Genomic DNA, 24,067 nt, shown 5'->3' with positions numbered 1-24,067 from the left:
AGCCAAAGGCTACCCGGCGCCCATGAACCGGGAGTAACGTTGCAGCGCGTTACGCCACTGCCCGGCCATCCGTTCGCGGACGTCCGCTCCGTCGGGGAGCCGCCCGAACCCGGTGTGGACGAGTGTCACCGACGTCCCGGTGCCAGCCGCCGCTGGTTCGAACCGCACCTCAACGTCGGTGGGCACGGAAGCACCATGCCCCAGGAACCAGTCCAGGACCAGCAGCTCGCCGGCACGCACTTCGCGAACCGTAGCCCACAGTGCCTTTTCCTCGTCCACGCTGGTTTCCGTCAGGGAGCCCCCCTCAAACTCGGGATGCATGCCCTCCCGAAAGGTACTGAAGTCCTCCGGCCACCAGAGGTGGGGATACTCATGGAAACCGCTGAAAGCTTCGTCCGTTTCACGGGGAACGACACAGGACTCTTCGATATCGGGGACCTGAAGCGGCGCCCGTTCCGGTTCAGGATCCGGCGCGTGGGAGAAGAGGGAAGAAGTCATGGTTCCAGCCTACGGAATATCTGCGTCACCATCCCGCAGGTGTGCGAGGCGGGAGCTGGCCGTTAACCCGGCACCGTCGGCACCCGTTGCCACGCACAGCCCGGCGCCCGTCGGCGCCCGCCGGCACGGCGGAGCCGGCCCCGCATGCCGGTCGGGTTAAACAGGTCGGGCCCCGCACCTAGTGCGGGGCCCGAAGCCCGGAACCCCCAGGGGGTTCTAATGGTTGTCCGGCGGTGACCTACTCTCCCACACCCTCCCAGGTGCAGTACCATCGGCGCTGCGGGTCTTAGCTTCCGGGTTCGGAATGGGACCGGGCGTTTCCCCCGCGCAATGACCGCCGTAACCCTACCAACCCGGCACACACCCACCCGGACCGAGTCCGGTGGTATGGCGGGTAAATCAGTGGATTACACGATAACCGTGTATTCAATTAGTTCCTGCAACCAGAACAACCCTGGCGGGTTGTTGGTTGGGAACCACATAGTGGACGCAAGCAGCATGATCACAACACCCTGTACGTTGGGAAACCGTTTGAAGTCGTGTTTCCCCAGGTGTTGGTGTGGTGTAAGTTATCGGCCTATTAGTACCGGTCAGCTTCACGGGTCTTTAGTCCCCGCTTCCACATCCGGCCTATCAACCCAGTGGTCTGGCTGGGGGCCTCTCACACACAAGGTGTATGGAAATCTCATCTCGAAGCAGGCTTCCCGCTTAGATGCTTTCAGCGGTTATCCCATCCGAACGTAGCTAATCAGCGATGCACTTGGCAGTACAACTGACACACCAGAGGTTCGTCCGTCCCGGTCCTCTCGTACTAAGGACAGCCCTTCTCAAATTTCCTGCGCGCGCAGCGGATAGGGACCGAACTGTCTCACGACGTTCTAAACCCAGCTCGCGTACCGCTTTAATGGGCGAACAGCCCAACCCTTGGGACCTACTCCAGCCCCAGGATGCGACGAGCCGACATCGAGGTGCCAAACCATGCCGTCGATATGGACTCTTGGGCAAGATCAGCCTGTTATCCCCGAGGTACCTTTTATCCGTTGAGCGACGGCCATTCCACAATGTACCGCCGGATCACTAGTCCCGACTTTCGTCCCTGCTTGAGATGTCTCTCTCACAGTCAAGCTCCCTTGTGCACTTACACTCGACACCTGATTGCCAACCAGGCTGAGGGAACCTTTGGGCGCCTCCGTTACTCTTTAGGAGGCAACCGCCCCAGTTAAACTACCCATCAGGCACTGTCCCTGACCCGGATTACGGGCCGAAGTTAGATATCCAGTATGACCAGAGTGGTATTTCAACGATGACTCCACCCGAACTGGCGTCCGGGTCTCACAGTCTCCCACCTATCCTACACAAGCCACACCGAACACCAATACCAAACTATAGTAAAGGTCTCGGGGTCTTTCCGTCCTGCTGCGCGTAACGAGCATCTTTACTCGTACTGCAATTTCGCCGAGTTTATGGTTGAGACAGCGGGGAAGTCGTTACTCCATTCGTGCAGGTCGGAACTTACCCGACAAGGAATTTCGCTACCTTAGGATGGTTATAGTTACCACCGCCGTTTACTGGGGCTTAAATTCCCAGCTTCGCCCGTAAGGGCTAACCGGTCCTCTTAACCTTCCAGCACCGGGCAGGAGTCAGTCCGTATACATCGTCTTGCGACTTCGCACGGACCTGTGTTTTTAGTAAACAGTCGCTTCCCCCTGGTCTCTGCGGCCCACACCCGCTCCGGAAAGCAAGTTTCCATCACGGGGCAGGCCCCCCTTCTCCCGAAGTTACGGGGGCATTTTGCCGAGTTCCTTAACCATAATTCTCTCGATCGCCTTAGTATTCTCTACCTGATCACCTGTGTCGGTTTGGGGTACGGGCGGCTAAAACCTCGCGCCGATGCTTTTCTAGGCAGCATAGGATCACCGGATTCCCCCATACGGGGGTCCCATCAGATCTCAGGTGCGTCATCAAAGACACAGTGACGGATTTGCCAATCACTGACCCTACATCCTTAGACCAGGACAACCATCGCCCGGCCCGGCTACCTTCCTGCGTCACACCTGTTAATACGCTTACCTCCCAGGTTACGGTCCCGCGCTCCACCAAAACCCGGAACACCACAAGGGTGCACGGGCAGGTTTCGGGCGGTTAGTATCCCCCGCTTGGTATGGGCGGTTTTTCGCCGGTACGGGAATATCAACCCGTTGTCCATCGACTACGCCTGTCGGCCTCGCCTTAGGTCCCGACTTACCCAGGGCAGATTAGCTTGACCCTGGAACCCTTGATCATTCGGCGGACGGGTTTCTCACCCGTCTTTCGCTACTCATGCCTGCATTCTCACTCGTGTAGGCTCCACCACTGGTTTACACCGCAGCTTCACTGCCCACACGACGCTCCCCTACCACTCCAGACGGCTGAACCACGAAGGCTTACCAATAATCTGAAATCCACAACTTCGGCGGTGTACTTGAGCCCCGCTACATTGTCGGCGCGGAATCACTTGACCAGTGAGCTATTACGCACTCTTTCAAGGGTGGCTGCTTCTAAGCCAACCTCCTGGTTGTCTGGGCAACTCCACATCCTTTCCCACTTAGCACACGCTTAGGGGCCTTAGTTGGTGGTCTGGGCTGTTTCCCTCTCGACTATGAAGCTTATCCCCCACAGTCTCACTGCTGCGCTCTCACTTACCGGCATTCGGAGTTTGGCTGACGTCAGTAACCTTGTAGGGCCCATCGGCCATCCAGTAGCTCTACCTCCGGCAAGAAACACGCAACGCTGCACCTAAATGCATTTCGGGGAGAACCAGCTATCACGGAGTTTGATTGGCCTTTCACCCCTACCCACAGCTCATCCCCTCCATTTTCAACTGAAGTGGGTTCGGTCCTCCACGACGTCTTACCGTCGCTTCAACCTGGCCATGGGTAGATCACTCCGCTTCGGGTCTAGATCACGCCACTCACTCGCCCTATTCAGACTCGCTTTCGCTACGGCTTCCCCACACGGGTTAACCTCGCGACGTAACACTAACTCGCAGGCTCATTCTTCAAAAGGCACGCTGTCACAGCAACAAGGCTGCTCCAACGGTTTGTAGGCACACGGTTTCAGGTACTATTTCACTCCCCTCCCGGGGTACTTTTCACCTTTCCCTCACGGTACTTGTCCGCTATCGGTCATCAGGGAGTATTTAGGCTTACCAGGTGGTCCTGGCAGATTCGCACGGGATTTCTCGGGCCCCGTGCTACTTGGGATCCTCTCCAAGCGGCAGCATACATTCCGGTTACGGGGCTAACACCCTCTACGGCCTGGCTTTCAAACCAGTTCACCTATGCACCTGCACTCACTTCACCAGTCCGGCAGAACTGATACGGAAAGTCCCGCAACCCCAGTGATGCAACGCCCGCCGGCTATCACACACCACTGGTTTAGCCTCTTCCGCGTTCGCTCGCCACTACTAACGGAATCACTGTTGTTTTCTCTTCCTGCGGGTACTGAGATGTTTCACTTCCCCGCGTTCCCTCCACGCACCCTATGTGTTCAGATGCGGGTCACCCGGTCACTCGCGCGCCGGGCGGGGTTTCCCCATTCGGACATCCTGGGATCAACGCTCGGTTATCAACTCCCCCAGGCTTATCGCAGATTCCTACGTCCTTCTTCGGCTCCTGATGCCAAGGCATCCACCGTGTGCCCTTAAAAACTTGACCACAAAGATCAATAATTAATATCGCTATCGAGAAAACCACGGTTACCAGTACAAGACCGGTCACCAGGTTTTTCTGAAATTGCACTTAATAATTTTTAAGATGCTCGCGTCCACTATGTAGTTCTCAAACAACAACCCCGTCACACCCATCCACCAGACCAGGCACCCCGCAAGGGGAAACCCACAGCCCGGCATCCGGCATGCGCAGGAAAACCAGAAACAACAGATCCTGTTGCCTCAGGACCCAACAGTGTGCCAAACGATACCCACCGGGCAACCCGACCGGCCATGCTTTCCAACCCCCAGAAGGAGGCGTACTCACCAGCCGGACAGAACCCGGAAGAACCTATTTATTGATATTCCACCCTTGAGCACCCACCGGAGAACATATGTCTCCGACATGGGCATCTCCTGCAAAGCACACATCCAACACTGTGGAAGGACCTGCCACTTTGAGGTGCTCCTTAGAAAGGAGGTGATCCAGCCGCACCTTCCGGTACGGCTACCTTGTTACGACTTAGTCCCAATCGCCGGTCCCACCTTCGACGGCTCCCTCCCACAAGGGGTTAGGCCACCGGCTTCGGGTGTTACCAACTTTCGTGACTTGACGGGCGGTGTGTACAAGGCCCGGGAACGTATTCACCGCAGCGTTGCTGATCTGCGATTACTAGCGACTCCAACTTCATGAGGTCGAGTTGCAGACCTCAATCCGAACTGAGACCGGCTTTTTGGGATTAGCTCCACCTCACAGTATCGCAACCCTTTGTACCGGCCATTGTAGCATGCGTGAAGCCCAAGACATAAGGGGCATGATGATTTGACGTCGTCCCCACCTTCCTCCGAGTTGACCCCGGCAGTCTCCTATGAGTCCCCGCCATAACGCGCTGGCAACATAGAACGAGGGTTGCGCTCGTTGCGGGACTTAACCCAACATCTCACGACACGAGCTGACGACAACCATGCACCACCTGTAAACCGACCACAAGTGGGGGACCTGTTTCCAGGCCTTTCCGGTTCATGTCAAGCCTTGGTAAGGTTCTTCGCGTTGCATCGAATTAATCCGCATGCTCCGCCGCTTGTGCGGGCCCCCGTCAATTCCTTTGAGTTTTAGCCTTGCGGCCGTACTCCCCAGGCGGGGCACTTAATGCGTTAGCTACGGCGCGGAAAACGTGGAATGTCCCCCACACCTAGTGCCCAACGTTTACGGCATGGACTACCAGGGTATCTAATCCTGTTCGCTCCCCATGCTTTCGCTCCTCAGCGTCAGTTAATGCCCAGAGACCTGCCTTCGCCATCGGTGTTCCTCCTGATATCTGCGCATTTCACCGCTACACCAGGAATTCCAGTCTCCCCTACATCACTCTAGTCTGCCCGTACCCACTGCAGACCCGGGGTTGAGCCCCGGGCTTTCACAGCAGACGCGACAAACCGCCTACGAGCTCTTTACGCCCAATAATTCCGGATAACGCTTGCGCCCTACGTATTACCGCGGCTGCTGGCACGTAGTTAGCCGGCGCTTCTTCTGCAGGTACCGTCACTTTCGCTTCTTCCCTGCTGAAAGAGGTTTACAACCCGAAGGCCGTCATCCCTCACGCGGCGTCGCTGCATCAGGCTTCCGCCCATTGTGCAATATTCCCCACTGCTGCCTCCCGTAGGAGTCTGGGCCGTGTCTCAGTCCCAGTGTGGCCGGTCACCCTCTCAGGCCGGCTACCCGTCGTCGCCTTGGTGGGCCATTACCCCAACCAACAAGCTGATAGGCCGCGAGTCCATCCAAAACCGCATAAAGCTTTCCACCACCATGGCATGCGCCAGATGGTCGTATCCGGTATTAGACCCGGTTTCCCAGGCTTATCCCGAAGTTAAGGGCAGGTTACTCACGTGTTACTCACCCGTTCGCCACTAATCATTCTGTGCAAGCACAGAAGTCATCGTTCGACTTGCATGTGTTAAGCACGCCGCCAGCGTTCATCCTGAGCCAGGATCAAACTCTCCGTAAATGTGTTACAGACACACAACCGGAGCCAAGGAAAATTGGCTGCACAGTCATGCACTAAATTCGAAACCAGCTAAAAAAGCTGCTCCAGCCCACGGGGTGGGCCGAACAGCCAGTTCAACCAATCAAAATAATTGGTATCAATAAACTTGGCACACTATTGAGTTCTCAAACAACAGTCGCATCCGGCCTACTCAGAAAAACCATTTCCGTTTCCGGCTGATTCTTTTTCTTTTCGCACCGCTGCGGTGTTTCATAATTCTATTTCATCGATCCGGTTTTAGCAATTCGGCGGATTTCCGTGGAAATCGTTTCGAACCGGTCAAACCATCACTCCGAACCCAGCATTCAGTCCCAGGATTTTCCTTCGCACCCTAGAGCGCGCAAGATTTCCCGGTAAGGAAGTTTGGGGTTGGCCGCCATGCTTCGGTTGCTTCCAGCTTTTCAGCGGAGCGTCCCGGCCGCGGCGACTAGAAAAACTTTACATGCCTCTGCACCCCTGCGCAAATCCGCGGGACATGGCCTGCGACACCTCTGTCTGGCCCGTTGCAACCGCTCCGAATCCCGCCGGTGAACACAAAGTGCGACCATCTACGTTACGCGTCTGGCCGGCGCCCGACATTGATGTCGTGCGCCGGCCAGACGGGCGTTTCTTCCCTGTCCTGGCGTTTTTATGGTGCCGGGACAAGGGCGAAGTGCAGCGGGCGGTTGTTCCTGGTGATTACTGCAGGTGACGTGCGCTTACTGCGGGTGGCGCCGTCGTCGGGATCCCAAGACCATCAGCGTGCCCACCAGCAGGATTCCCCCGCCCATCAGGGCGAGCTCCTGGCTCACGGCGTTTGCCCCGGTCCGTGGGAGGGTTGCCCGTCCCCGCTCGGTGTAGGTGTTGACCGCTTCGAGAGTGGTGTTCTGTCCGCCGGTTACCAGCACGGGGTCCGGAAGGTCGACGCTGACAAGAACCTCGGTATTCTGCCCGGATTCTTCCTCGCGGATGAAGCAGGTAGAGCCGGCAGGAATCTGGTCGTAAGTCCTCGTGACTATATCGGTGTTGCCTGCGGGAATAACGATGGAATCTGCCACCTCGCCGTCGCAGACCACGGACAGTACAACCTGGTCCTGGAACCCGGCGCCGTCGCCTGCGAAGTGCTTGACTACCGAAAGCTGTCCATAGATGAACTGCACATCGTTAACTAGTTCAGCCACAGAGGTTTGCCCCGTCACGATGTCCACCGTCGCAGATTCACCGGCAACCACATTGACAATCTCGTTGGAGCCCGAGCTCACCTCGCTGACCGTGCAGGATGTCCCGTCGGCGATCTCTTCAAAGGTCTGAACATACGTACCCGCCGGAGTTCCAGCGGCGATGATGAAGGATTCGTTCAGCTCGGCACCACAGTCCACGCTAACGATGATGTCGCTCTGGTTGCCTGCGCCCGCGCCGGTGATGGCCTTGGAGACAACCAGCGTGCCAGGATCCACCTCGGTATGGACGAAGGTTGCAAAGTCTGTGGCGTTTGCCTGTGACGTGGACGCCAGGATCAGCGGTTGCGCGTCGGCTGGGTTCCCCGCTCCCAAATACACGCTGCCCGTCTCCAGTGTCACGCTGGCTGCCGCAGACAACGAGCCATCCGCAGCGACCCCGGTGTTGTTCTGGACCCAAAGGTCCGTGCCCGGTTCCACGGCGGAGCCGCTTGCAATCTCCTGCCCGCCAACAGCATCAGTGTGAAGGGAGCTTCCCTCCGGGGCGGTTACGGTAATGGGGCCCACGTTCTGTCCGTTCACCGTGAAAGGACCAGCCCTTGAGCCGAGGAACGCCGAAGCCGTCTCCGGCGTAATCTCGATTCCCGGAACGCCTGGCGTTACGGCTGGGCCATTGGTTTGTGCATCCAACACGATTGCTGCAGCAGCAGATCGGATTTCTTCCTCCGATGTATCCAGCACGAAGCCGTCCGTAAAGTACCAAATAGCTGCCTGCACGGCTGCGGCCTGCTGGTCCTCGTCCAGTCCGGCGGGCAGCCCGGTATTGGGATAGTAGTTGTTCAGGACATAGGTCACGTACCCGATATTCGGAACGTTCGATTCCGCCCATGTGTCCAGTACGTAGTCGAGGCCAACCTCCGTGTCCAGGTACACGTTGATGCAGTACATCAGAGCAACCTGCTCCGGGTCGTCAACGCTGGCGGTCTGGACGATGCCGGCATAGGTGTCCATGTTGACGTAGTCTGCGGGATTCTCGGCTGGGTACTCATCAAGGGGGTTTGGAACAGCGGCCTCGCCGGGGTGGAGCCCCTGAACCTCCTGCCCCGGGCCGAATCCGGTGACTACAACTGCCGGCAACGGCTCAAGCGCCACCGCGCTTAGCGGTGCTGCCAGGACCATTCCGGCAGTCAACACTGCAAGCAGCGACCCCTTCCTATGAAGGCCACGTCTGTATTTGGTCTGTCTGGAATGTCCCCTGACACGCGCGAGTGACGAAGAATGCTTCATGGACATCGGCTCCTCTGTAAGTTTGCTGCCGCAACAGAGTCCTGCGGCTCTATCGGGTAAGGTCCGCTCCCTGCGGAAGCGCGAGACTACGGGCAGATACCCCTTTGCGACAGAGAAGAACTACGCGTTTTAGCCACAATCCGGTTACGTATCGCACTCTTTAGGTTCCGAAACTGACTGCCTGCAGAACCAGGGGATTGCCTGCGATACCTTCGAGTACGCGGGATCTAGTGCCGCCAGCAGCGGATCCCTGGGCCTACGGCGTCAGCAGGACTCGTGCAACCAATCGTGGGACGCATAACCGGAGGCGCAGGCGCGTCCCAGCCGCCCAGGTGCAGGCGACCAGCCAGCGTCCCAGCCCAGATGCTCTCAGCCATTCACCCGGCGACAAGCCTGCACTGCGGGTAGACCCCAGGGGGCGCGAGCGAGTCGGTTGGCTTAGCAGCTCCGTCTTCGAGGCGAAGGGGTCTGAGGTTTGTGGCGCATGAGCCGTTCACGGTGCCGGGCTGCGTCTGGCCGGTTTGCGGACCCCGGGTCGATCGGTTTTGCTGCGTTTGGGCCTAATTCGTGTGTTGTGGGAATCTGCTGCACGGCGCCGTACCCGGTTTTTCCCAAGACGATCGGTTTGTCCCGAAACGCAGTGAGACCGTGCCACAGGGCGCAGTGAAATCCCCGAGCGCAGTGTTTCCGTGCTCAGAGTGCAGCGTTTACCCATGATGCAGCGTTTGCCCCGGTGCGCAGTGATTTTGCCCCGGAACGCAGCGATTTTACCCACAGTGCAGTGCCTTTACCCCGGGAGGAAGCGTTTACCCTGGGGGCAGCCCCTGCAAGATGCTCAGAGTCTGAGCCACGCACGCCGCGGCAACACGGCACGATGCCGCGGTGCTTCTGGCGGGAATGGTGCCGCGCTGGTGTTCGGGCTCCGGGTTTCCCAGCTGCAGTTACTGGTGTTACCCACGAGTTCATTCCAGCCACGGGAGCGACGGGGAGTGGGAAATTATGCAGCACCGGGGACCTTGGCCTTGCCTGCCGGTTTTGCAAAAGGGGTGGACTCTGTTGATTCTGTGCAGCACGCCGTGCAACCAACGCCCGGTCATAGCCGCGAGACGTTAGCGCTGAGAGCTGTGCAGCACGCCGTGCGGCAACGCCCGGCATACCCCGTCCGGGTGATTTTGTGCACCGGCCGCAAGCGGCGCGCCCGGTCGCACGCAGCGTGGTCCCCGCCACTCATGCTCACGCGGGTCTTCGGTGAAGCGAGGTCTCGGGGCACACGGGGAACTGTGCAGCACGCTGTGCGGCCGATCCCGCCATGCCGCATGATTTTGCGCACCCCGGCGTACAGGCCTTCCGGTACAAGAAGCCCCTTCCGGTACAAGCAGCCACAGAGAACCAAGGCACCCGCCCGGTACGGCTGACCCGGAACCCGGAACAGCCGTTCAACCGCCCCGCTCATCCGGCGGTCCAGCCTCCAGCCGTCAGCCAGCGCTCCGGCACCCCGGAACCCGGCCCTCCGGCCAGGCCGGCACGCTCGGTAGCCGGCGACCCCGGGTTTCGGCGGGTTCAATCCGGTCGGGTTAAACAGGTCGGGCCCCGCACCTAGTGCGGGGCCCGTAGCCCGGAACCCCCGACAGGGGTTCTAATGGTTGTCCGGCGGTGACCTACTCTCCCACACCCTCCCAGGTGCAGTACCATCGGCGCTGCGGGTCTTAGCTTCCGGGTTCGGAATGGGACCGGGCGTTTCCCCCGCGCAATGACCGCCGTAACCCTACCAACCCGGCACACACCCACCCGGACCGAGTCCGGTGGTATGGCGGGTAAATCAGTGGATTACACGATAACCGTGTATTCAATTAGTTCCTGCAACCAGAACAACCCTGGCGGGTTGTTGGTTGGGAACCACATAGTGGACGCAAGCAGCATGATCACAACACCCTGTACGTTGGGAAACCGTTTGAAGTCGTGTTTCCCCAGGTGTTGGTGTGGTGTAAGTTATCGGCCTATTAGTACCGGTCAGCTTCACGGGTCTTTAGTCCCCGCTTCCACATCCGGCCTATCAACCCAGTGGTCTGGCTGGGGGCCTCTCACACACAAGGTGTATGGAAATCTCATCTCGAAGCAGGCTTCCCGCTTAGATGCTTTCAGCGGTTATCCCATCCGAACGTAGCTAATCAGCGATGCACTTGGCAGTACAACTGACACACCAGAGGTTCGTCCGTCCCGGTCCTCTCGTACTAAGGACAGCCCTTCTCAAATTTCCTGCGCGCGCAGCGGATAGGGACCGAACTGTCTCACGACGTTCTAAACCCAGCTCGCGTACCGCTTTAATGGGCGAACAGCCCAACCCTTGGGACCTACTCCAGCCCCAGGATGCGACGAGCCGACATCGAGGTGCCAAACCATGCCGTCGATATGGACTCTTGGGCAAGATCAGCCTGTTATCCCCGAGGTACCTTTTATCCGTTGAGCGACGGCCATTCCACAATGTACCGCCGGATCACTAGTCCCGACTTTCGTCCCTGCTTGAGATGTCTCTCTCACAGTCAAGCTCCCTTGTGCACTTACACTCGACACCTGATTGCCAACCAGGCTGAGGGAACCTTTGGGCGCCTCCGTTACTCTTTAGGAGGCAACCGCCCCAGTTAAACTACCCATCAGGCACTGTCCCTGACCCGGATTACGGGCCGAAGTTAGATATCCAGTATGACCAGAGTGGTATTTCAACGATGACTCCACCCGAACTGGCGTCCGGGTCTCACAGTCTCCCACCTATCCTACACAAGCCACACCGAACACCAATACCAAACTATAGTAAAGGTCTCGGGGTCTTTCCGTCCTGCTGCGCGTAACGAGCATCTTTACTCGTACTGCAATTTCGCCGAGTTTATGGTTGAGACAGCGGGGAAGTCGTTACTCCATTCGTGCAGGTCGGAACTTACCCGACAAGGAATTTCGCTACCTTAGGATGGTTATAGTTACCACCGCCGTTTACTGGGGCTTAAATTCCCAGCTTCGCCCGTAAGGGCTAACCGGTCCTCTTAACCTTCCAGCACCGGGCAGGAGTCAGTCCGTATACATCGTCTTGCGACTTCGCACGGACCTGTGTTTTTAGTAAACAGTCGCTTCCCCCTGGTCTCTGCGGCCCACACCCGCTCCGGAAAGCAAGTTTCCATCACGGGGCAGGCCCCCCTTCTCCCGAAGTTACGGGGGCATTTTGCCGAGTTCCTTAACCATAATTCTCTCGATCGCCTTAGTATTCTCTACCTGATCACCTGTGTCGGTTTGGGGTACGGGCGGCTAAAACCTCGCGCCGATGCTTTTCTAGGCAGCATAGGATCACCGGATTCCCCCATACGGGGGTCCCATCAGATCTCAGGTGCGTCATCAAAGACACAGTGACGGATTTGCCAATCACTGACCCTACATCCTTAGACCAGGACAACCATCGCCCGGCCCGGCTACCTTCCTGCGTCACACCTGTTAATACGCTTACCTCCCAGGTTACGGTCCCGCGCTCCACCAAAACCCGGAACACCACAAGGGTGCACGGGCAGGTTTCGGGCGGTTAGTATCCCCCGCTTGGTATGGGCGGTTTTTCGCCGGTACGGGAATATCAACCCGTTGTCCATCGACTACGCCTGTCGGCCTCGCCTTAGGTCCCGACTTACCCAGGGCAGATTAGCTTGACCCTGGAACCCTTGATCATTCGGCGGACGGGTTTCTCACCCGTCTTTCGCTACTCATGCCTGCATTCTCACTCGTGTAGGCTCCACCACTGGTTTACACCGCAGCTTCACTGCCCACACGACGCTCCCCTACCACTCCAGACGGCTGAACCACGAAGGCTTACCAATAATCTGAAATCCACAACTTCGGCGGTGTACTTGAGCCCCGCTACATTGTCGGCGCGGAATCACTTGACCAGTGAGCTATTACGCACTCTTTCAAGGGTGGCTGCTTCTAAGCCAACCTCCTGGTTGTCTGGGCAACTCCACATCCTTTCCCACTTAGCACACGCTTAGGGGCCTTAGTTGGTGGTCTGGGCTGTTTCCCTCTCGACTATGAAGCTTATCCCCCACAGTCTCACTGCTGCGCTCTCACTTACCGGCATTCGGAGTTTGGCTGACGTCAGTAACCTTGTAGGGCCCATCGGCCATCCAGTAGCTCTACCTCCGGCAAGAAACACGCAACGCTGCACCTAAATGCATTTCGGGGAGAACCAGCTATCACGGAGTTTGATTGGCCTTTCACCCCTACCCACAGCTCATCCCCTCCATTTTCAACTGAAGTGGGTTCGGTCCTCCACGACGTCTTACCGTCGCTTCAACCTGGCCATGGGTAGATCACTCCGCTTCGGGTCTAGATCACGCCACTCACTCGCCCTATTCAGACTCGCTTTCGCTACGGCTTCCCCACACGGGTTAACCTCGCGACGTAACACTAACTCGCAGGCTCATTCTTCAAAAGGCACGCTGTCACAGCAACAAGGCTGCTCCAACGGTTTGTAGGCACACGGTTTCAGGTACTATTTCACTCCCCTCCCGGGGTACTTTTCACCTTTCCCTCACGGTACTTGTCCGCTATCGGTCATCAGGGAGTATTTAGGCTTACCAGGTGGTCCTGGCAGATTCGCACGGGATTTCTCGGGCCCCGTGCTACTTGGGATCCTCTCCAAGCGGCAGCATACATTCCGGTTACGGGGCTAACACCCTCTACGGCCTGGCTTTCAAACCAGTTCACCTATGCACCTGCACTCACTTCACCAGTCCGGCAGAACTGATACGGAAAGTCCCGCAACCCCAGTGATGCAACGCCCGCCGGCTATCACACACCACTGGTTTAGCCTCTTCCGCGTTCGCTCGCCACTACTAACGGAATCACTGTTGTTTTCTCTTCCTGCGGGTACTGAGATGTTTCACTTCCCCGCGTTCCCTCCACGCACCCTATGTGTTCAGATGCGGGTCACCCGGTCACTCGCGCGCCGGGCGGGGTTTCCCCATTCGGACATCCTGGGATCAACGCTCGGTTATCAACTCCCCAGGCTTATCGCAGATTCCTACGTCCTTCTTCGGCTCCTGATGCCAAGGCATCCACCGTGTGCCCTTAAAAACTTGACCACAAAGATCAATAATTAATATCGCTATCGAGAAAACCACGGTTACCAGTACAAGACCGGTCACCAGGTTTTTCTGAAATTGCACTTAATAATTTTTAAGATGCTCGCGTCCACTATGTAGTTCTCAAACAACAACCCCGTCACACCCATCCACCAGACCAGGCACCCCGCAAGGGGAAACCCACAGCCCGGCATCCGGCATGCGCAGGAAAACCAGAAACAACAGATCCTGTTGCCTCAGGACCCAACAGTGTGCCAAACGATACCCACCGGGCAACCCGACCGGCCATGCTTTCCAACCCCCAGAAGGAGGCGTACTCACCAGCCGGACAGAACCCGGAAGAACCTATTTATTGATATTCCACCCTTGAGCACCCACCGGAGAACATATGTCTCCGACATGGGCATCTCCTGCAAAGCACACATCCAACACTGTGGAAGGACCTGCCACTTTGAGGTGCTCCTTAGAAAGGAGGTGATCCAGCCGCACCTTCCGGTACGGCTACCTTGTTACGACTTAGTCCCAATCGCCGGTCCCACCTTCGACGGCTCCCTCCCACAAGGGGTTAGGCCACCGGCTTCGGGTGTTACCAACTTTCGTGACTTGACGGGCGGTGTGTACAAGGCCCGGGAACGTATTCACCGCAGCGTTGCTGATCTGCGATTACTAGCGACTCCAACTTCATGAGGTCGAGTTGCAGACCTCAATCCGAACTGAGACCGGCTTTTTGGGATTAGCTCCACCTCACAGTATCGCAACCCTTTGTACCGGCCATTGTAGCATGCGTGAAGCCCAAGACATAAGGGGCATGATGATTTGACGTCGTCCCCACCTTCCTCCGAGTTGACCCCGGCAGTCTCCTATGAGTCCCCGCCATAACGCGCTGGCAACATAGAACGAGGGTTGCGCTCGTTGCGGGACTTAACCCAACATCTCACGACACGAGCTGACGACAACCATGCACCACCTGTAAACCGACCACAAGTGGGGGACCTGTTTCCAGGCCTTTCCGGTTCATGTCAAGCCTTGGTAAGGTTCTTCGCGTTGCATCGAATTAATCCGCATGCTCCGCCGCTTGTGCGGGCCCCCGTCAATTCCTTTGAGTTTTAGCCTTGCGGCCGTACTCCCCAGGCGGGGCACTTAATGCGTTAGCTACGGCGCGGAAAACGTGGAATGTCCCCCACACCTAGTGCCCAACGTTTACGGCATGGACTACCAGGGTATCTAATCCTGTTCGCTCCCCATGCTTTCGCTCCTCAGCGTCAGTTAATGCCCAGAGACCTGCCTTCGCCATCGGTGTTCCTCCTGATATCTGCGCATTTCACCGCTACACCAGGAATTCCAGTCTCCCCTACATCACTCTAGTCTGCCCGTACCCACTGCAGACCCGGGGTTGAGCCCGGGCTTTCACAGCAGACGCGACAAACCGCCTACGAGCTCTTTACGCCCAATAATTCCGGATAACGCTTGCGCCCTACGTATTACCGCGGCTGCTGGCACGTAGTTAGCCGGCGCTTCTTCTGCAGGTACCGTCACTTTCGCTTCTTCCCTGCTGAAAGAGGTTTACAACCCGAAGGCCGTCATCCCTCACGCGGCGTCGCTGCATCAGGCTTCCGCCCATTGTGCAATATTCCCCACTGCTGCCTCCCGTAGGAGTCTGGGCCGTGTCTCAGTCCCAGTGTGGCCGGTCACCCTCTCAGGCCGGCTACCCGTCGTCGCCTTGGTGGGCCATTACCCCAACCAACAAGCTGATAGGCCGCGAGTCCATCCAAAACCGCATAAAGCTTTCCACCACCATGGCATGCGCCAGATGGTCGTATCCGGTATTAGACCCGGTTTCCCAGGCTTATCCCGAAGTTAAGGGCAGGTTACTCACGTGTTACTCACCCGTTCGCCACTAATCATTCTGTGCAAGCACAGAAGTCATCGTTCGACTTGCATGTGTTAAGCACGCCGCCAGCGTTCATCCTGAGCCAGGATCAAACTCTCCGTAAATGTGTTACAGACACACAACCGGAGCCAAGGAAAATTGGCTGCACAGTCATGCACTAAATTCGAAACCAGCTAAAAAAGCTGCTCCAGCCCACGGGGTGGGCCGAACAGCCAGTTCAACCAATCAAAATAATTGGTATCAATAAACTTGGCACACTATTGAGTTCTCAAACAACAGGTACTTCCGGCACCGGGAGAGCTGATATTCCGTGGAATCTTGTGCTCTCCGTCGCTCCGGAGCAACTTTTCTATCTTAGTACCGCTGGCCTGTCGGTGTCAAACCGGCTTCTCGGCCCTGCGGCGCGCTTCCCGATCTCTCGTTCTGCGCGGATATCAACTATAGCACGATTTTGGCGGGCTCGGATCTACACCCGAACCCGCCAACGGCTGGGGCTGTTCGACCCCTGCGAGACCCGCTATGCGCGGGGCGTCAGGTAGAGGACGCCCAGCGGCGGCAGCCGGAGTTCCGCCGAAGCGGGCTGCCCTTCGTAGGCACCCTCAGTTGCAGTAACCGTCCCCATGTTCCCGACGCCCGAGCCGCCGAAGTCGGAGGCATCCGTATTGAGCCGCTCCACCCAGTCGCCTGCCCAGGGCAGGCCCACACGGAAGCCTTCATGCGGGTTTCCGGAGAAGTTCGCTATGCAGACCAGCGGGTTGCCCTGATGGTCCCAACGGATGAAGGAGAGGACGTTCCGTGCGCCGTCGTTCTCGTTGATCCACTGGAACCCGGCCGGCTCGTTATCCCGGTCGTACAGCGCAGGCGTCCGCTGGTAGATCCCGTTCAGCTCCTTGACCAGCAGCTGCACCCCGCGGTGCTGCGGCGTTTCGGTCAGGTACCAGTCCAGTCCGTACTGTTCAGACCATTCGGCTTCCTGGCCGAACTCAGTCCCCATGAAGATGAGCTGCTTGCCCGGGTGGGCCCATTGGAACGCCAGGTAGGCGCGGACGTTGGCGAGCTGCTGCCACCGGTCCCCCGGCATCTTGCGAAGCAGCGAACCCTTGCCATGCACGACTTCGTCGTGGCTGATGGGCAGCAGGAAATTCTCGGTGAAGGCGTAGACCAGGGAGAACGTGAGCTTGGCGTGGTGGTACATGCGGTTGATCGGGTCTTCCGACATGTACTCCAGGGTGTCGTTCATCCACCCCATGTTCCATTTCAGGCCGAAGCCGAGTCCGCCGGTGCTTGTCGGTGCGGTGACACCCGGGAACGCCGTCGACTCTTCTGCGACCATGACGATTCCGGGCACCCGGCGGTAGGCGGTGGCATTGACTTCCTGAAGGAACGAAATGGCTTCCAGGTTTTCGCGGCCGCCAAACGCATTGGGACGCCACTGGTCTGCCGGACGCGAGTAGTCGAGGTAAAGCATGGAGGCGACGGCGTCGACCCGCAGCCCGTCGATGTGGAATTCCTCAAGCCAGTAAATCGCGTTGGCCACGAGGAAGTTCCGTACTTCGTTGCGGCCGTAGTCGAAGATGAGCGTGCCCCAGTCCGGCTGTTCACCGCGCATCGGGTCAGGGTGTTCGTAGAGCGGCTGTCCGTCAAAGTTCGCCAGGGCCCACGAATCCTTGGGGAAATGACCCGGAACCCAGTCGAGGATGACGCCGATGCCCGCCTGGTGCAGCGTATCGACCAGGTAGCGGAAATCGTCCGGGTGCCCGAAGCGGGACGTCGGTGCGAAGTAGCTGGTGATCTGGTAACCCCAGGAACCGCCGAAGGGGTGTTCGGCCACCGGCATGAACTCGACATGGGTGAATCCCTGCCAGCTCACATACTCCGCCAGCTGGGTCGCCAGCTCACGGTAGTCCAGTCCCAGGCGCCAGGAGCCCAGGTGGACTTCGTAGACGCTCATGGGGGAATTATGCGGATCCCGCTGGGCGCGGGCCTCCATCCAGGCCTGGTCTTCGAAACGGTAGGTGGATTCAACAACCCGGGATCCGGTCAGCGGAGGGGCTTCGGTCCCCTTGGCCATGGGATCGGCCTTCTCGCGCCAGACCCCGTCCCTGCCCAGAATCTCGTACTTGTAGCGCGAACCCGGTTCCACGTCCGGGATAAAGATCTCCCAGACTCCCGTGCTGCCCAGTGAACGCATCGCGTGGATCCGCCCGTCCCAGCCGTTGAAGTCACCCTCCACCCGGACTGCCTGCGCATTCGGAGCCCAGACAGCGAAACTGACGCCGTGGACTTCACCCAGAACCGAGCTGTAATGATGCGGGTTGGCTCCGAGGACCGTCCAGAGCTTCTCATGCCGGCCTTCGCCGATGAGGTGCAGGTCCATTTCGCCGAGGCTGGGCAGGAAACGGTACGGATCATCCACCGTGGTGGCGGGCAGTCCTTCATAGCTGACCTCCACCCGGTAATCGGGAACCTGGCCGGGGGCGGGTGCTGGCAGGGTTCCCGCCCAGATCCCGTTGTACTCGTGGTGCAGCGGCACACGGCGGTCCGGCGTCACGGCCGTGACTTCCCGGGCCAGCGGCCGCAGCGTGCGGATGGTTACCGTGCCGCGGTCGTCAAGGTGGGCACCGAGCACCGCATGGGGCTGGTAATAGCTTCCGTGTGAGACCGCCGCCAGCACGTCCTCCGAGACGGGCAGCGGCGCTTTGGCACCCGCATCGTTCCCGGCTGCTGCGGTATCAGGGACGGCGGGAAGTTCCGCTTCTGCACCTCCCGGTCCGTGGGCGAGCGCCGTGCCGGCTGCGTTGTCGGGCACAGCCGGAAGGGCCGGCTCCACAGGAGCCGCCGGAAGGGCCGGCTCCGCAGGAGCCGCTGGAAGAGCGGGTTCCCCGGCAGCAGGCTTCTCGGGTTCAGGGTTGTGTGTCGTGTTCACGGGGCTCTCTTCCTGGCCTTTCGTCGGATCCTGCTCCAGCTGGAGTTCTTCCAGCACGTTGCGGGCTGCGGTGGCCGGCACCTCAATCCATGCCGGGCGGTTGCGGATCTCGTAGACAACTTCGTACAGGGCTTTGTCCAACCACAGGGCGAGGAAAAGCGGATCCGACTTGTGGACCGCTGTTCCTGTCTCTTTCTCGTAGCCGCGGAGGAAAGCTTCGGAGGCCGCCTGCGCCCACCGGCCGGCTTTGGCGCGGCGGCCGGAATTGCCGCTCGCTTCTTCGGGGCCGGAACCGGTGCTTCCGATCACGGCCACCGCGGCGGCGTAGTCAATGGACCGGAGCATTCCGACGACGTCGCGCAGGGCAACGTCCGGGACGCTTCGCTCGGCGGCCGGGCGCAGCGGCTCGCCTTCAAAGTCCAGCACCGTCCAGCCGCGCTCTGCCGAATACAGCACCTGGCCCAGGTGGTAATCGGCATGGATGCGCTGGAGATTGGGAAGTGTTTCCAAGTGCTCCAGGCTCTCCAGCAGGCGCTCCACGGTGGCGCCGTAGGGCCCGACGTAGCTTCCTGCTTCTTCCCATTCCCAGCGGATCCTGCGGATCAGGGAAGCAAGGAACTCCGCCCGTTCTGCCGGCGTCGGCTTCCTTGCTCCGAACGCGGCGTCGAGCTGTGAGTGGATCCGGCCGGTGACGGCGCCAAGTTCTTCAGCCTCGGCCGTAAAATCCCGTCCCGCCACAGCCGCGGAGGACGCCGTCCGCCACGCGTCTTCGCTGTTGGGGATGAATTCCCGCAGTACGCTCACGTCTCCGGTGGTCCAGGCAGCAGTTTCGGCGTCGTACACGTCCAGCCAGCTTCCGGTGAGCCATCCCAGGGTTGCCGGGACATCGTGCGAACCGCCTTCGGTGAGTTTGGCGCTGACGAGGACGTCGGGGCTCTCACCGGCTGCCAGCACCCGGTAGAACTTCACGATGACCGGAGCCTGCGGCGTCGAGGCGATGACCGAGGTGTTGGACTGCTCCCCCTTGAGCACCTGGATGGACAGCGGTTCGGTGAACGCGTCCCAGTCGGCGAAGCCGCCCATTGCGTAGCCGTGGGTGCGCCCGTCCAGGGAACTTGCCTGCGACCGCATCGTCTCGAGCCAGGCCGTCACGAAAACCGGGTCCGCTGTCCCGTCATAGAGCCACTGCCGTCCGGCGCCGGCTTGTTCAACCGGGCCGAGCAGCGCAGTTTCCAGTTCGGGTTCCGGCTCGCTCCTCATGGTGATGGGAACACTGATGACGTCGACCCGCCGTCCGGATTCAACGGCGACGAAGTGCACGTGGAGTTCAACGAGTCCCTCTGGATCCTCCAATTCGATGCCGCCGACGCGTTTGAGGGTCACATCCCGCCCCTTGGCCGGGAACCATCGCTGCCGGGGCAGCCAGGCAGTGAGAAGTTCGGGCAGGGTCGGAATGGTCTCTGTCATTTAGGTGCGGCCTCCGAGGCGACGATGAGCGGAAGAGCTTCGGTCTGCGGGGAGCTGGTGTTGGACTTCGCAGAGCGCAGCCGGAGCCAGAAGAAGTCATGGCTCCCGAGCGTGAGGGTGAGCACACCGTCCTCACCGAACGCCGGGAAGGGGGTGCCGCCGAAAGCATCCCGCAGGCCCCTGTTTGCGAACTCCGGGAGCTGGACCGTTGCCGCCACCGGGTGCTGGGAGAGGTTGAAGATGCAGAACATCGTCTCCCCTGCTTCGCCCTCGGGATTGTCCTCCGGCAGTTCGCGGAGGAACGCCAGGACAGCTTCACTGTCGGTCGGCACGTTCCGGTAGGACCCCAGGCCGAACGAAGGATGCACCCGCCGGACCATGATCATCTGGCGCATCCAGTGCAGCAGCGACGACGAGCTGGCGAGCTGTGCTTCAACGTTCACGTGGTTGTAGTGGTACACCAGCGACTGCACCACCGGCAGGTAGACCTTGCCAGGGTCTGCTGTGGAGAATCCCGCATTGCGGTCGGGGTTCCACTGCATGGGGGTACGGGAAGAATCCCGGTCCTCGAGCCAGATGTTGTCACCCATCCCGATCTCGTCCCCGTAATAAAGGAACGGGCTGCCCGGAAGCGAGAGCAGCAGCGCATGGATGAGTTCGATCTCGGAGCGCGAGTTGTCCAGCAGCGGCGCCAGCCGGCGTCGAATACCAATGTTGGCCCGCATCCGGGAGTCCGGCGCGTACCAGCCCAGCATGGCCTGGCGTTCCTCATTGGTCACCATTTCGAGCGTCAGCTCGTCGTGGTTGCGCAGGAATGTTCCCCACTGGCCGCCCTGGGGGATTTCCGGGGTTTCTTCCATGGTCTGCACGATCGGTGCGGCCTTCTGGTCCCGCAGCGCGTAGAACAGGCGGGGCATGATCGGGAAATGGAAGCACATGTGGCATTCCGGGCCGGTCTCGTCGCCGAAGTACTCCACGACCTCATGCGGCATCTGGTTGGCTTCAGCCACGATGACCCGGCCGGGATAGTTTTCGTCCACCATGGTGCGCAGATCCTTGAGGAACCGGTGCGTTGCCGGCAGGTTCTCGCAGTTGGTGCCGTCCTCCTCAAAGAGATAGGGGATGGCGTCCGCACGGAAGCCGTCGATTCCCTGGTCCAGCCAGAAACGGACGACGTCGAACACCGCCTCCACGACTTTGGGGTTCTCGAAGTTCAGGTCCGGCTGGTGGCTGAAGAACCGGTGCCAGTAGAACTGGCGGCGTACCGGGTCAAAGGCCCAGTTCGATTCCTCTGTGTCCACGAAAATGATGCGGGCATCTTCGTATTTCTGATCGGTGTCGGACCACACGTAGAAGTCGCCGTAGGGGCCTTCCGGGTCATTGCGGGATTCTTCGAACCAGGGGTGCTTGTCCGAGGTGTGGTTCAGCGGAAGGTCGATGATGACGCGCAGGCCGCGGGCATGGGCTTCGGCAACCAGCCGCTTGAAGTCGCTGATGGTGCCGAACTCGCTCAGCACGTCGTAGTAGTCGGAGATGTCGTATCCGCCGTCGCGCAGCGGAGACTTGAAGAACGGGGGCAGCCAGAGGCAATCGACGCCGAGCCACTGGAGGTAGTCCAGCTGGGAGATCAATCCGGTGAAGTCGCCGTTGCCGTCTCCGTTCGAATCACGGAAGCCGCGTACCAGGACTTCGTAGAAAACCGCCTTGCGGTACCAGTTCGGGTCATTGGTAAGGCCGGGTGCATGCAGCTGGAATGGATTTACCACTACTTTGCCCTCCGAACCGAAAGGATGTGCGCGGGTTCGTAATGCGCGTCAAGCCGCACATAGTTGTACTGTCCCCAGCGCCAGCTCTGTCCGCTGATCAGGTCGTCAACCCAGAAAGTCCCGTCCTCGTTGAAGTCCTCCGGGTCCAGGTGCAGGGCGTCAAGATCCAGCGTTACGGTGCACTCCCGTGCACTGTGCGGATCGGTGTTCACAACGATGATCAGTGTGTCCTTACTTCTCGGGTCGGATAGCCGTTCCTGTTTGTGCTTGGAGTAGACCACCGTGGCTTCGTCCGTGCTGGAGTGCACGGTCAGGTTCTGGAGGTCGCCAAGCGAGGGGTGCGCACGGCGGATCTGGTTGAGCCGGGTGATGTACGGGGCAAGGCTGCGGTCCTGTGCCTCGGCCAGGGCGAAGTCGCGCTGCTTGAACTCGAATTTCTCGTTGTCCAGGTACTCCTCGGCACCGGGCCGGGCAACGTGCTCGTACAGCTCAAACCCTGCATACATCCCCCAGAGCGGGCTGGCCGTGGAGGCCAGCACCGCACGGATCTTGAACGCGGGCGGGCCGCCGTACTGGAGGAACTCCGTCAGGATGTCCGGGGTGTTCACGAAGAAGTTCGGACGGAAGAACGCGGCGGTTTTCCGCGAGATTTCGTGGAAGTATTCCTCGATCTCGGCCCTTGTATTCCGCCAGGTGAAGTACGTGTAGGACTGCTGGAAACCGGCCATCCCCAGTGCGTGCATCATGGGCGGGCGGGTGAAGGCCTCCGCCAGGAAGACGACGTCCGGATCTTCCTCGTTGACGGTGGCAATCAGCCATTCCCAGAACCGCAGCGGTTTGGTGTGCGGGTTGTCCACCCGAAAGATCTTGACGCCGTGGCTGATCCACATCCGCACGATCCGCAGGATTTCACGGGACAGGCCTTCGTAGTCGTTGTCGAAGTTCAGCGGATAGATGTCCTGGTACTTCTTCGGCGGGTTTTCCGCGTAGGCGATCGTCCCGTCGATGCGGGTGGTGAACCACTCCGGGTGTTCCTTCACCCACGGATGGTCCGGCGAGGCCTGCAGCGCCAGGTCAATCGCTACGTCCAGTCCCCGGCGCCCGGCAGCGTCAACGAAGTAGTCAAAGTCCTCGAAAGTGCCCAGGTCAGGGTGGATCGCATCATGGCCGCCTTCCGGTGCGCCGATGGCCCACGGCGAACCGGGGTCATGCTCTCCTGCTACCAGGGTGTTGTTCGGACCCTTGCGGTGCGTCGTGCCGATCGGATGGATCGGGGGCAGGTAGATGACATCGAATCCCATGGCTGCCACGCGGTCCAGGCTGTGGGCAGCGGTCCGGAACGTTCCGGATGTCCAGGATTGGGTCGCGGGGTCGAAGGAAGCACCTTCTGAACGGGGGAAGAATTCGTACCAGGCGCCCCGGCCTGCACGCTCCCGCTCAACGTTGATCGGGAACCTGTCTGACGAGGTCACCAGGTCACGAATCGGTTCGCGGTCCAGCACCTGTGTCAGTTCGCTCCGGCCGGCAGCCTCCAGCCGGACGCCCGGGTTCTGGGCTGTGTCGCGCATGGTCCCGGCGGTTTCGCGCAGTATCCGGGCATCCTCTTCGGGCCGCCCGTCAGCTGCGGCATCGAAAAGTGCGGCGCCTTCAGCCAGCATCAGTTCGACGTCGACACCGGCATCGATTTTCACCTCGGCATTGTGGTGCCAGGTGCCGTAGAGATCTGCCCAGCCTTCAACGGCGAAGGAGAAACTGCCCACGGCCTCCGGGCGCAACTGGCCTTCCCACCGGTCAAGCCCTTGTCCCACAGGGTGCATCCGGTGCCGCTGCACCTCGACGCCCGCAGCGTCATACAGTACGGCAGTCGCCCCGACCAGATCGTGGCCTTCGCGGAAGACAGTCGCCCCGATCACGAGGTCCTCCCCCGGGACCGCCTTCGCCGGAAATCGGCCGCAGCCGACTACGGGAGACACATTGAGGATCGGAATCCGGCCAAACCGGAGTTCCTTGGCGGGCTGGACATCAGATGGCAACGCGCTGGAAGTGGTCACAGACTAGACGTTAGCGACAATCAGGACAGATTGCTAAGGGCACATACCTTTTGCCCCCATCGGCACAGGTCAGAGCGGGGTCACGTGAATCCCCGCAGGTGAGGGGCGCAGGCGGAAATCCGGGGTTAATCCGCACTGCTTTTACGTGACACAGAGCACGTTTGAGCTGATCTGCGCTAG

General features: G+C 59.6%; 5 protein-coding genes and 6 rRNA genes. All 11 read right to left on the bottom strand.

From position 1 onward, the window contains the following. Positions 1 to 9: 9 nt before the first annotated feature. Positions 10 to 498 carry an SRPBCC domain-containing protein gene (locus NF551_RS02500; RefSeq protein WP_227897856.1) on the bottom strand — a complete coding sequence of 163 codons (489 nt, stop codon included), beginning with the start codon at positions 496 to 498 and terminating at the stop codon, positions 10 to 12. A 225-nt stretch (positions 499 to 723) separates the two neighbouring features. Then, positions 724 to 840 (bottom strand): 5S ribosomal RNA (rrf, locus tag NF551_RS02495). 217 nt (positions 841 to 1,057) lie between these two features. Then, positions 1,058 to 4,193, bottom strand: a 23S ribosomal RNA gene (locus tag NF551_RS02490). 467 nt (positions 4,194 to 4,660) lie between these two features. Continuing rightward, positions 4,661 to 6,189, bottom strand: a 16S ribosomal RNA gene (locus NF551_RS02485). Together the 16S, 23S and 5S rRNA genes form the textbook arrangement of a ribosomal RNA operon. Positions 6,190 to 6,926: 737 nt before the next feature. Then, positions 6,927 to 8,564, bottom strand: a complete 1,638-nt coding sequence (locus tag NF551_RS02480; RefSeq protein ID WP_252604977.1) for a DUF5979 domain-containing protein — start codon at positions 8,562 to 8,564, stop codon at positions 6,927 to 6,929. Between the two features lie 1,753 nt (positions 8,565 to 10,317). Further along, a 5S ribosomal RNA gene (gene rrf, locus NF551_RS02475) occupies positions 10,318 to 10,434 on the bottom strand. Between the two features lie 217 nt (positions 10,435 to 10,651). Continuing rightward, positions 10,652 to 13,786: ribosomal RNA gene (locus tag NF551_RS02470) — 23S ribosomal RNA — on the bottom strand. A 467-nt stretch (positions 13,787 to 14,253) separates the two neighbouring features. Beyond that, a 16S ribosomal RNA gene (locus NF551_RS02465) occupies positions 14,254 to 15,781 on the bottom strand. A 413-nt stretch (positions 15,782 to 16,194) separates the two neighbouring features. Beyond that, positions 16,195 to 20,070, bottom strand: a complete 3,876-nt coding sequence (gene glgB, locus NF551_RS02460) for a 1,4-alpha-glucan branching protein GlgB (RefSeq protein ID WP_227896111.1) — start codon at positions 20,068 to 20,070, stop codon at positions 16,195 to 16,197. Continuing rightward, positions 20,067 to 21,836, bottom strand: coding sequence for a maltose alpha-D-glucosyltransferase (gene treS, locus NF551_RS02455; protein WP_227896112.1), 1,770 nt, complete (start codon positions 21,834 to 21,836; stop codon positions 20,067 to 20,069). The genes glgB and treS overlap by 4 nt, the downstream gene beginning before the upstream one ends. Continuing rightward, entirely contained in the window at positions 21,836 to 23,887 is a 2,052-nt protein-coding gene (locus NF551_RS02450) for an alpha-1,4-glucan--maltose-1-phosphate maltosyltransferase (RefSeq protein WP_227896113.1), read from the bottom strand. Before NF551_RS02450 ends, treS begins: the two co-directional genes overlap by 1 nt. Between the last annotated feature and the right edge of the window lie 180 nt (positions 23,888 to 24,067).

Origin of the sequence: Arthrobacter caoxuetaonis, from assembly GCF_023921125.1 — a bacterium.
Classification (GTDB): domain Bacteria; phylum Actinomycetota; class Actinomycetes; order Actinomycetales; family Micrococcaceae; genus Arthrobacter_B; species Arthrobacter_B caoxuetaonis.
This window is presented reverse-complemented; position numbering and strand designations above follow the sequence as displayed.

What these genes read in the sequence shown, in the direction of transcription:
- glgB (WP_227896111.1), bottom strand. Translation starts at nt 20,070, where the DNA reads ATGACAGAGACCATTCCGACCCTGCCCGAACTTCTCACTGCCTGGCTG.
- NF551_RS02500 (WP_227897856.1), bottom strand. Translation starts at nt 498, where the DNA reads ATGACTTCTTCCCTCTTCTCCCACGCGCCGGATCCTGAACCGGAACGG.
- NF551_RS02480 (WP_252604977.1), bottom strand. Translation starts at nt 8,564, where the DNA reads ATGGTCCTGGCAGCACCGCTAAGCGCGGTGGCGCTTGAGCCGTTGCCG.